The sequence below is a fragment of the Flavobacterium sp. ov086 genome (assembly GCF_900187965.1).
In the GTDB taxonomy this organism is placed as follows: domain Bacteria; phylum Bacteroidota; class Bacteroidia; order Flavobacteriales; family Flavobacteriaceae; genus Flavobacterium.
Genome location: NZ_FZNL01000047.1, coordinates 1 through 13150, shown reverse-complemented (window position 1 = coordinate 13150; position 13150 = coordinate 1). Strand labels below are relative to the sequence as shown.

The following is a 13150-nucleotide window of genomic DNA, read 5'->3' as shown; positions in this document are numbered from 1 at the left end:
GTTCCGTCATTGTAAACTATTGTATATGGTCCTACGCCTGAAGTAGCAGTAAAGGTTAATTGTCCAGCACCTGTAGCACAAAAAGGGCCATTGGCTGACAAGCTTCCTTGGGGTAATGGGTTAACGGTTACGGTTGTCAGACCAGAATTCAACGCAGTGCAAGCGCCGCTTTGTACTACTGCTCTAAACTGTGTAGTTTCTGTAAGCGCTCCAGAAGTATATGTAGTTGCTGTATTTACAATAGGTAGCCAGGTTGAAAATGGTGCTACCGAAGATTCCCATCTTATTACTGCGCCTGTATTTCCTGCTAATGATAAAAGGGCACTTGGTGCTCCATTGCAAATTGCAGTACCTCCACTAACTGATCCGGCTACCGTCGTTGGAGAAATTGTTACATTGGCCACAATTCCTGAAATAGGAGAAGTACAAACTCCCGATGTTAATGCGGTAACGGTAATTGAGCTCGTACCAACAGTTGTTAAGCCTACAGCCGTAAAATTTCCGGTACCGGCTGCACTTACTGTCATTGTTGCTGATAATCCTGTAGCTGCCGGAGTACCGCGACTATAAGTTACGTTATAAATACCAACAGGCAAAGATGCTGCACTGGCTGTTACTGTAACTAATGATGTTGGTGATGTGATACAAACATTAGCTGCCGATATTCCTGTAATATTATAAGTGGGACAAGTATAAGTAACAATAACTTGTCCGTGAGCACCTGAACCACCAAGCTGTGGGGAATTTAATGCCGTTTGCAATCCACCACTACCACCACCACCAGGTGGACTCCCGCTGTTGCCCGGTCCATTACCCAATAATAAAGTGGAAAGGGCTGCTCCACCTGCACCTCCACCTGTACCTCCAGCTGTACCTCCAGCACCAGATGTAAGTGTCAAACCTAGTACAATAGTATTTCCAGATCCTCCAGTTGAACCTGTGGCTGTTGAAATTGAACCAATCGAAGCAGCAGCTAATCCTCCTGCTCCGCCAGCTGGCGCACCTCCTGCCGTATTGGCTGTACCTCCTGCTCCACCGACCGCCAAAATAACCCCTTCAAAACCTTGTATTGTTGAGCTGCCTCCTGTTGTTCCTGTCGCAGTTGTTCCTGCATTCGCTCCAGCCACTTTAACACTTAAAGGTACGCCTGACAATGGATTGACAGTTATAAGACCATGTGCGTATGCGCCTCCGCCTCCGCCTCCGCCACTTCTTCCGTTAAGTAAACCAGAACTACCGGCACCGCCACCAGCACCACCAGCACCCCATGCCTGAATATCCATAGTGGTAATCCCTGCCGGAATAACTACTGATCCATCGGCAGTAAATGTATGTGGAGGCTGTGCCCATAATGAAGCAGATACAAAAGATAAAACTAAGATTAGTTTAAACTTTATGCTAATAAGCTTTTTTCTATTTTGCTCATTTAGAAATAAACATTCCATCAATAATGGAAGAAAAATCAAATAATTAAGTAAGATTTTTTTCATAAGAGGGCATTTTAAACAATTAAAAAGAACAGATTCACAATCAAATAAGAATTCTTTTAAAAACTTTAAATACCATATAAGCGAAACAGGAACGTAAAAAAAACGCTCTGAAACCTAATAAGAAATGAAGAAATAAACGTTAAGTACTTTTTTGTTTATTAAATGGTATTTAAAATTAACAATCAGTATTTAGGCGAATAAAAAACTAAAAAAATGATCTTAGTTTTTAGAGGTAGGCAATAAAACTCGTATTACAACTGGCTTTTATATAAGTTCGTCGATCAAAACCTATAACAAGGTACGATTTTATTTACAATGCAAAAACATTTTACCTTAAAGAATTGTATTTTAACATATTGAAATCAGAGGAGTCCATTTTTTAAAAAGAATGTTAAGCTTAAAAAGTACAATAATGATTTTGTTATTGCAAAAAAGAAGCCCATTCTGCAAATACAGAATGGGCTTCTTAATTTTAAAAATCTCGCAATTAAAAGACAATCTTTCTCGAAGTAGAATTACCGTTTTCTAAGATTACTTTGACTAATAAAATCTGACTTGCAGATTGCAAATTTGATATCTGTAATTCTGTATTTGATATTTTATTTTTATGATAAAGCATCTTTCCAAGAATATCAAATACTACAACTTCTTTAAGCGCTTCTTTACTTGAAGTCACTTTTATATTTTTATCTTTTACAGAAACAAAAATAGTCTCAGCCAGATTTTCAAAATCATCGGTTCCAAGAGTTTTCTTGATGTAACTAATAGTAAAACGATCAATAAAAGTTCCTATAGCGGTGGTAAAAGTATAATTGCCTGTTTGCAGATCTGTAACAATACCTGTTACTTTATCTTCTAAATATACTGCTTGGTTATTAAACACACCATCAACATGATCAATTGCAATGGTAAATTCTCCAGCAACGGTTGTTTTATATCCTAACAAAACCACGTCAGTATTTTCAAACGGTAATGCACGTCCTTGAATAGTTAATTTTTTACCATCATTAATACTGTAAAAGTCTATAAAACTATTACTATTCATTGTTGCAGCATCAAAATTCTCATCCCAGGCATTTGACGCTCCTTCTATATACCCTACTAAAACTTGTTTGAAGGCTCCTTTAGCATTGGTCAAATTCAGCCATATGCGATTTTTTTCTATAGTATTTTTTTTCGCTGTTTTAAAAAACTGATTATTGTCTCCTCCTATTCGCATTTCATTTGTAAACTTAACAACTCCTGATCCCGATGCAAGCATGAAAAACGATTGACAAGCCGCTATTTTACCAGTTGGAGGAGGTCCGAAACTTCCATCAGGCAATAAAGCTCCTGTTGAAACTCCTCCTGATAAACTAAAAACAGCATAATCGTTACTGGTGTAATCATAAGTACCAGTGGAAGAAGGTGTACTGCTTGGAGGTGTATTATGTGTCCAAAAATATAATGCACCTACATCTACAGATGGTGAAGCATTATGATTAAGAGTAATAAATTCTTCGGCATCAATTGCTGATGGATATGGATTGCCTATCAAGCTCCACTTTGTTGCATAAATTGGAACTGTGTAATCTCCGTTGTTTGGAACACCTGTAAAAATCGCAGAATAAACTGCAGGAACAGTAATAGAGAAAAATTGCGGTGCTCTAACCGCGTAACCTACTGCAGGAACCATTACCCTTGTACCATTTAAACTAATATCCCATGCTCCGGTTACAGAATCATAACTTTCATATTTATCTAATAATGTATTTGGAGATAAATCATGAAGCGTATAAGGCTGGGCATTATTGGTTATTGGTGTTGCCCAATAGGTAAAATCATAGCGACGAACCGGAGCTGTATCTCGTTTATAAATAATATTTCCACTATTTGTCGCAGCGTCTACTTGAAGCAAACTTGCATCGTCCTCAAATGTTAGGCTAGTTCCCGCTGCAGCGTCAACAATTAATCCGTTTGTAATCGTTAAAGTGTTTCCGGAATTTATTGTTACTTTTTTTCCGGAATCAACCTTACAAGAACAGCCTTTTAAATCTCCCACTGATTGGTAATCTTCGGCAAATTCTATACTTTCAGTTGATGTATTTGTTGGCGCACTTCCTTTTGACCATCCCAATGTAGGGCCATTCCAAATATTTGTTTCAGAAGCTTTTATTTCAACATTATTAATAGTTACAGGACAATAATCTCCATATTGAACTGTAAAACTATAAATTCCTGGAGATAGACCTGTGATTGTATATATTGTAGGATCAGGGTCAGTACCGCCTGTATAAGATCTTGGTATGGGGCCACTCTGTTGAATGGTCCAGGTAGGCATCGTTGGTGTAGTACTAGGCAAACCACTCAAAGAAATACTTCCTGTTGGTGTAACGCATGTTGGCTGTATAGTATTAAATACTGTTGGTAAGTTCAATACAGGTTTTACTGTAACGATCGTTGCTGCAGATGCAAGACTTTGACAACCAAATGCACTTGCAACCTGAACAGTATAATTTCCTGATGTGGTTACTACTATACTTTGTGTAGTTGCCCCTGTCGACCACAAATAACTTGATCCGGCTGTAGATGTTAGCGTAATATTATCGCCCTCACAAAATGTTGTTGATCCGCTTGCTGATATTGTTGGAGTAGCAGGTTTTGGATTAACAGTAACTGTTGTTCCCGCTGAGGCAAGGCTTAGACAACCTGATGCATTTGTTACCTGAACAGTATAAGTTCCTGAAGTCGTTACTGCAATACTTTGTGTAGTTGCTCCGGTTGACCATAAATAACTTGATCCGGCAGTAGAGGTTAGTGTAACATTCCCGCCTTCACAAAATGTTGTTGATCCGCTTGTTGATATTGTTGGAGCAGCAGGTTTTGGATTAACAGTAACTGTTGTTCCCGCTGAAGCAAGGCTTAGACAACCTGCTGCATTTGTTACCTGAACAGTATAACTTCCTGAAGTCGTTACTGCAATACTTTGTGTTGTTGCTCCCGTTGACCATAAATAACTTGATCCGGCAGTAGAGGTTAGTGTAACATTCCCGCCTTCACAAAATGTTGTCGCACCACTTGGAGTAATTGTTGGGACTGCAGGTTTAGGGTTAACGGTAACTATAGTTCCCGCGGAGGCAAGACTTAGACAACCTGCTGCATTTGTTACCTGAACAGTATAAGTTCCTGAAGTTGTTACTGCAATACTTTGTGTAGTTGCTCCCGTTGACCATAAATAACTTGATCCGGCGGTAGAACTTAAAGTAACACTGCCTCCTGCACAAAATGTTGTCGCACCACTTGGAGTAATTGTTGGAGCTGCAGGTTTAGCATTAACTGTTACAGTTGTTGGTACAGATGCTGAACTTAGACAACCTGATGCATTTGCAACCTGAACCGTATAACTTCCTGAAGCTGTTACTGCAATACTTTGTGTAGTTGCTCCAGTTGACCACAAATAACTTGTTCCTGCACTAGAGCTTAAAGTAACACTACCTCCTGCACAAAATGTTGTCGCACCACTTGGAGTAATTGTTGGGGCTATTGGTTTAGCATTAACGGTAACAGAAATAGTTTTAGAACTAGTATAAAAGTTCCCGCTGTAAGTAGTTGTATAAGTAAGTTTTGCATCATATGTCCCAAGTATTGCACTTGCAAAAGATACTACAGATTGTTTATCAGGATATTTCGTAAATGATGCTGAACCGGAAGGTTTTATATCCCACCACCAGTTCAACGCACCTGCATCACCAACTGCCCCCGTTTTATCTGCTGTAAAGGTAAGTGAATTCCCTACACAGGCTGGTGCGCTGCTTGTTGGATTAGGTTGTAATGTTCCTCCTGCATTATTAAGTTCTGCAAAAGTATATTCAGAATTACCACCACCTGCACAAACAGCAAACTTGGTTGTACCTATATAAATTGCGACATTATTATTACACGTCCCTGTGTCATCGATCTTACCCGGACTATTAATAGCTATATTGGTTCCCGCAGGAAAAGTAATAGAATTCTTGTTGGTAACAGTACCAAAACCCAGTGTCCCATTAATAACAACGTATAAAGTATTTCCTGCCGGAGTTGTTACTGTTTGATCGCCGCTAATCAATAGTGTACCATTTATAGTTATTGATTTTGCCGAAACATTACTGCTAATGGTTATGACTGATCCTGTAGCTATAATAACATCATCGTTTATTGTAGGTACAGCTCCACCCACCCATGATGTTGTAGAAGACCAATCTCCCGTTCCTGTACTTGTTATAGTTGCAGCATTTGCAAATTCAAAACAAAGTAGTATCGAAAAAATAAAAAGTAGTTTTTTGCTCATGTCATGTAGATTTAAAATTTAACAGTAGATTTTTATTGCAATTTTTTTCTATAAAAGCATCTAAAAAATTGTGCTTATTTTCATCTTCTTTTTCAGGGTTTTTAAATTCAGTTTTTGAACCTGATTTTTCCCCTAAAATGCCTTAAACAATTTACAATTTTCAACTAACTAAATCTAAATCAACACCTTATATTTTAGTCAAAAAAACCTGATTTTATTATTTTAAGTTATTTCTCATAAATATTTTTTTTTTATGTAATTCATCATTTAAAAAATGTAACTCATCTGATAAATTAAATATGTTATTTTCAGTTATTTTATAAAAACATGATGATTTTAAAAAAAATATGTTAAAATTTAATCTTACCATCAAAAAAAAACGTCAGGGCAAGTGCATTTGACTAAAATTTATTTCAAAAAAAAAGTCATTTCATAATGAGAAATGACTTTAAAAAAATAAGTTAAATAGTATTAAAATATTATTTTATGTATACTATTTGATCCGTCTTCCAGACCAATTTTTAACACTAAAATTTGGTTTTGAAAAGATAGATTTTCGATTAAGAATTTACTGTTTTTAATTTCATTTTTTCGGTAAATCTGCCTCCCTAAAATGTCAAAAACAGAAATATCTTTAATACTATTTTTCATCGCATCTACGTGTATATTTTTTTTGTTTACAAAAATTAAAACTTTATTTGCATCTGTCTCAAAATTATCTACTTTTAATTTTTCGCTAGCGAAACGCAAAATAAAACGATCATTAAAAATTCCTTTTGATGATGTAAACTGATATGGAGATTCTTTTAAATTATGAATCGTTTTTAAATCGTTATCTTCTATAAAAACATTTACCTTTTCAAAAATTCCATCTTTATGATCGATACTAAAATTAAAGTCACCTTCAATTCCTGTTTTAAAACCTAATACAATAGAATCTGTTTCTGCAAAAGGCAAACCGCGTCCCTGAATCACTAATTTCTTATTTTCAATAATACTATAGAAGTCTATAAATTGATTTCCATTCAAATTTTCAGCGTCATACTGATCATCAAATCCTTTTGATGCTCCTTCTATATAACCTAACAGGATTTGCTTAAAAGCGCCATCATCATTCCTTAAATTGAGCCAAATTCTATGTTTTTCAACTGCATTTGTATTTACTGGTTTATCAGTCTTTGCCGGTTTAAAGAAATAGGAATTTCGTCCTGTTATCCTCATTTCATTTGCAAAACTGACAATTCCTAAATCTTTACTCCGTAGAAAAAAAGATTGCCCTGCCGCAATTGATCCGTTGGGCTCTGTAGTATTAATACCAAAAGATGTTGCTGAGGTACCAACTCCTCCAACCAGATTGTAAGTGGCATAATCATCACTTGTATATTTGAGTTTGGTCATGGGCGTATTATGAGTCCAGAAATAAAGAGCTCCTTTTATTTTTAAAGCATTCTTAGTCAAAAAAACGTCTGCATCAAGTGCCGATGGATAAGGATTTCCAACCAGATTATAACTGTCAGGATTACCCAAATCAATCTCGATTTTCCCATTATTTGGAATTCCTTTAAAAGTAGCCTCAAACACAGCTCTTTCTGTAATTGAAAACTCTTGCGGCGCTCTAATAACATACCCTTTACCAAGAATCATAGTAGTCGAGGGTTCCTCAAACGTCCAGCTTTTTGATAAACTATTATAAGATTGATATTTATCAGACAAGGTAGTTGGAGAAACGTCTCTAAGCCTTTGATTCATTACAGGAGAAGACCAATACGTAAAATCGTATCGTACTACAGGCTTTGTCTTTCTTTTAAAATGAATGATTCCGCTATTTACCATATCATCATCCGATTGATATAAACTTGCCGAATCTTCTAAAACCAGCGTCCCTAAACCTAAATATGAAAACTCAATTCCCAAAGTCTGACCGCTTAATAATGTTACCTTTTTTTCTTTGTCAATAGAGCAGCTACAAACATTTACAGATGTCAAAGAAGTAAAACTTTCTTTAAAGAATACCTCTTTTCCGCCAGATGGAAGTCCGTTACTCCAGGAAATTCCATCCCAAGTTGTTGAATCCAGACAGAGTTTCAAACGTGCAATTCTGTGCTTTGAAATTCCAGAAACCGAATTAAAATTTCCTCCAATCAACAACCTGTAATCAGGTGTAAAGTCCATCGCAAAAAGAGTATTATTTAAAGGAGCATTAAAGGAAACATCATAATTTCCATCTTTCAACAAGCGGATTAATCGCGGAGAAGTTGAGCTTTTATAGGTTCCTGAGAAGGCTCCTCCAACCAAAATCCGATCATCGGGCTGAACTAAAATACTTCGCACGTCTCCTTTGCTAAAACCAGAGCCAGACTCAAAAGTTGTGTCTAAATCTCCATTTGTATCTAGTCGAAGAATGCGTTTTTGAGAAGCTCCTTTATAATTTAAAAAAGAACCTCCAATAATTATCTTTTGATCTGATTGTAATCCGAGTGCATAAATGTTTTTATCAAAACCACTCTCAATCTTAAAACCGGAATCGACACTTCCGTTTGAATTTAATCGGACTAAACGAGCGAAGACATTTCCGTTGAAACTATTAAATCTTCCACTTACCAAAATTTTTCCGTCAGGCTGAATCAAAACGGCGTCAATAATAGCATCGGCACCAGTGCCAGCATTGAAACTGTTATCACGAGAACCATCAGATAATAATCTAATTATTCTTCCTATTCCATTTGTGCCATTGTATGCAGTAAAATTGCCTGCTATAATTATTTTCCCGTCTGGCTGAATTGCCATTGTATAGACATGATTATTGAATCCTGAACCGGTATTAAATGAATCATCAATTGTTCCGTCAGGTAAAATTCGGGCAATACGATTGCAGATAATGTCATTGTATTTTGTAAAGTTTCCTCCAAATATAATTTTTCCATCCGATTGTAATATGGCAGATTTAATGAGATTATTTGCTCCTGATTTATTAGAATTAAAAGAAGGATCAGAAAATCCATTCTCTAAAAGACGGGTAATTCTAAATGCAGAGTTACCATTAAACTTGGTAAAACTTCCAAAGATCATCGTTTTATTATTTTCTAATGCTAAAACTTTTAAAACTGAATTATCAAAACCAACACCTGCTGACAAATAGCTGCTATCATGTTCTCCATCTGAAGCCACTTTGACTAATCTGCCTTGATTTTGTCCGTCAAAAGTTAAAAAGGAACCTCCTATAAACCAAGATCCATCCGGATCATTAGTTAATGCAAAAACAGAGGCAGAACCTGGTCCTGATCCTATATCAAAATCTGACTTTAAAGTTCCATCAGGATTTAAAAGAAGCACTCTATTAACATCATTACCATCATAAAAACCGGTAAAAGATCCTCCAATCATTATTTGTCCCTGAGAATCTATTTTGATTGTTTGAACAGTTCCGCCATTAAAACCGGAACCGGATAAAAAACTATTGTCTATACTGCCATCTTCGTTAATCCGAATAATTTTATTTGCCGGAACTCCATTATAAGCCGTAAAATTTCCTCCCAGAATAATTTTACCGTCGTTCTGAACTGCCATAGCATTGACATCATCATTAAAACCAGTTCCTATATTAAAAGCTGTGTCTATGCTTCCGTCATAATTTAAACGGGCAATTTTATTAACTAAAACGCCATTGAATGCAGTGAAATTTCCAGATATTATAATTTTTCCGTTTGGTAAAACTCTGGCATTTGTAATAATTACAGAGGAGCCTGAACCTGTACTAAAGGTAGGATCTAAGGTTCCGTCCGGAAGCAGGCGTGCAATTCTGTTTACGGTAACATTATTGTATTTTGTAAAACTCCCTACAATAATAATTTTTCCATCGTTCTGCGGACAAATATTATAAATAATACCCGTTGTTGCTCCCGGAGAAGTATTTAATGTACTATCATGCGTACCGTCTTCGTTTAAACGAATAAGTCTTCCTGAACTAATGCCGTTATAAGATGTAAAACTTCCGCCAGCTATAATCTTACCATCTGGCTGAACATGGGTTGTATATACTTTGCCGTTAAGACCGGTTCCTGTGCTAAAACTTTCATCGATAGTACCGTCAGGCTTTAATCGGGTCAAATAAGAAACTGGTATACCGTTGAGACTTAAATAATCTCCACCAACTATCAAGTTTTCATTTGATTGCAATGATAAGGACCGAACGATGTTATCGAATCCATCTCCATTTAAGCCATTATCGAATGTATTAAAAGCAATATCAACTTTGCCTTGTTGTGCGTAGAGCTGAGAACAAAATGCCGAACTCATTAAAATCAAAGAACAAAATATACTTCTAATCAAAATCTAAAATTTCAGGTTATTACTAATCATAAGAATAACCTGAAATTTAAAATTCTTTTACAACAATGGCAATACCCACTTATAGTGATATTTTGCATTGTAACTATAAAAAAATCCATTCCGAAAAACGGAATGGATTTATATAATTTAAAATAATTGAGAGTTTTTAATCTCACATCATTTATTGAAATATAACTTTCTTGGTTGTTGTAAAATCGTTCTCTAAAGTAACTTTTACTAACAATACCTGATTACTTGATTGCAAGTTTGGTATTTGTAATTCGGCCAATCCAACTTTCTTTTTATTGTAAAGAAGTTGTCCGTTAATATCATAAATAGTTACTTCCTTAATAGTTTCTTTGGTAGAAGTTACTTTGATTGTTTTTTCTTTTGTTGAAACAAAAACACCATTTTGAGCATCTTCAAAATCTCCTGTTCCAAGAGTTTTCTTAACATACGCAATTGTAAAACGGTCAATAAAAGTACCAATCGCAGTTGTAAACGTATAATTACCCGCTTGTAAATTTGTAACTGTACCGGTTGTTTTATCTTCTAAATAAACTGCTTGGTTATTAAACACACCATCAGCATGATCAATTGCAATGGTGAAATCACCTGCAACGGTAGTTTTATATCCTAAAGGTACTCGGTCAGTATCCTGAAATGGCAATGCACGTCCCTGAATAGCTAGTTTTTTGGATTCATTAATACTATAAAAATCTATAAAACTATTTCCATTCATTGTTGCAGCATCGTAATTAACATCCCAAGTATCTGATGCTCCATCTATATAGCCTACCAAAGCTTGTTTGAAAGCTCCTTTTGCATTAGTTAAATTTAACCATACACGATTTTTCTCTATAGTATTCGATTTTGATGTTTTATAAAACTGATCATTTTTTCCATCTAATCTCATATCATTTGTGAACTTCACAATTCCTGATCCCGAAGCTCTCATAAAGAAAGATTGACATGCAGCAATTTCGCCAGTTGGTGGAGGTCCAAAACTTCCGTTAGGTAATTTTGCACCACCTGTTCCTATTGATCCTGATAAATTGAAAGCAGCATAATCATTACTGGTGTAATCATAAGTACCATTAGATGATGGCGTACCGCTTGGAGGAGTATTATGTGTCCAGAAATATAATGTTCCTACATCTACAGATGGTGAAGCATTATGATTAATATTAATAAATTTTAATGCATCTATTGCCGATGGATATGGATTTCCTATCAAACTCCAATTTGTATTGTAAATCTGAACCGAATAATCGCCATTATTAGGAGTACCGGTAAAGGTTGCCGAATAAATTGCAGTATTAGTAATCGAGAATGTTTGTGGTGCTCTAACGGTATAACCTACACCAGGAATCATTTCTTTTGTTCCGTTTAGGTTTATATCCCACGCGTTTATTGAAGAATCATAACTACTGTATTTGTCTAATAAGGTTGCCGGAGACAATTTATAAAGTGTATACGGTTGCGCAATATTTGTTATAGGTGTTGACCAATATGTAAAATCATAACGACGAACTGGCTCTGTATCTCTATGATAAGTGATGTTTCCAACGTTTGCTGCATTTGTTGTTTGTACTAAACTCGCATCGTTCTGAAAAACTAAAGAGCCTAGAGCACCAACTGTTACAGTACTCACAACTTTTAGAGTATTTTTAGCATTTACGGTTAATGAAGCATTATCATTTACAGTAAGTGTATATGCGTCTACAATTATTCCTGCCCCTTGAATTGTTGGAACATTAGGTACTGTCGCTACATCTGGTATTACAACACAATCTGACGCTGTTGGTGCTGTTGCAGTAACAGGATTCCAGTTTGCAGGATTGCTCCAGTTTCCATCTACAGCTCCTGTCCATACTTTAGCAGCAGCAGTATTTAGAACCACATTTGCAGAAGCCAAAGAATTACAAGTATTAGCGTCACCCTGAACGGTAAAAGTATAATTACCGGCTGCAAGATTTTTTACATCATATGTTGATCCTGTACCAGAATAAGTGACACCAGGAAATGATCCTCCCTGTGTGATTGTCCATGTACCAGTAGATGGTAAATTACTCAATGGAATTATACCACCTGAAGATGAAGCACACGTTGGTTGCGTTAGAGTTCCTGTTATTGGGGTTCCCGGCAACGTATTTACCAACATTGTTATTGTATTTGATGTAGCTGGACTTCCTGTTAAACAAGGACTTGCATTCGAAGTCATTACAACTTTAATAGCATCAGCATTAACCAAAGTGCTGCTACTGTAAGTCGAGCCTGTTCCAACCGCAGTTAACCCATTGTACCATTGATATGTTGGAGTAGTTCCTCCATTTACTGGAGTCGCTGTAAAAGTTACTAAAGTTCCGCTGCAAATTGCTCCCGAAGGTGAAGCAGCTATACTAACACTTGCTGGTAAATTTGGATTTACAGCCATTGTTATTGTATTCGAGGTAGCTGGACTTCCTGTCAAACAAGGACTTGCATTCGAAGTCATTACAACTTTAATAGCATCAACATTAACCAAAGTACTGCTGCTGTAAGTCGAGCCTGTTCCAACCGCAGTTAATCCATTGTACCATTGATATGTTGGAGTAGTTCCTCCATTTACCGGAGCAGCTGTAAAAGTTACTAAAGTTCCGCTGCAAATTGCTCCCGAAGGTGAAGCAGCTATACTAACACTTGCTGGTAAATTTGGATTAACTGATACTGATACTTCGTTAGAAACCATTGCAGTTCCGCATGATGGTGTCGATGTACAAACTATAAGCCAGTTTCCATTTCCTAAATTGGTTCCTGTTGGTGTAAAAGTCGATCCTGTTTCACCCACTATATCCGTAATTGTTCCTCCAGAAACAGAACGTTTACCCCACTTACGTGAAGTAATTCCATTTCCACCAGTTTCTGATACCGTTAAAAGTGTTCCTGAATTTAATCCACATATTGCCTGAGCAGTATTTGGTGTGATTCCAACTGCTGATAAATTTGGATTTACAGTCATTGTTATTGTATTCGAAGTAGC

The 13150-nt window shown here is 36.3% G+C and carries 3 protein-coding genes and 1 pseudogene; all 4 read right to left on the bottom strand.

The window, feature by feature from the left end:
- Nucleotides 1–1490 (bottom strand): annotated as a pseudogene (locus tag CHB81_RS26385) (hypothetical protein); the annotation flags it as partial.
- A 487-nt stretch (nucleotides 1491–1977) separates the two neighbouring features.
- Complete coding sequence (locus CHB81_RS26380) at nucleotides 1978–5799, bottom strand: T9SS sorting signal type C domain-containing protein (RefSeq protein ID WP_089354795.1); 3822 nt, start codon at nucleotides 5797–5799, stop codon at nucleotides 1978–1980.
- 471 nt (nucleotides 5800–6270) lie between these two features.
- The gene (locus CHB81_RS26375) at nucleotides 6271–10128 is read right to left on the bottom strand and encodes a T9SS sorting signal type C domain-containing protein (RefSeq protein ID WP_254921282.1); all 3858 of its coding nucleotides are present in this window, start codon (nucleotides 10126–10128) and stop codon (nucleotides 6271–6273) included.
- Between the two features lie 181 nt (nucleotides 10129–10309).
- Nucleotides 10310–13150, bottom strand: a 2841-nt coding sequence (locus CHB81_RS26370) for a T9SS sorting signal type C domain-containing protein (RefSeq protein WP_089354793.1), incomplete at its 5' end; no start/stop codon positions are given.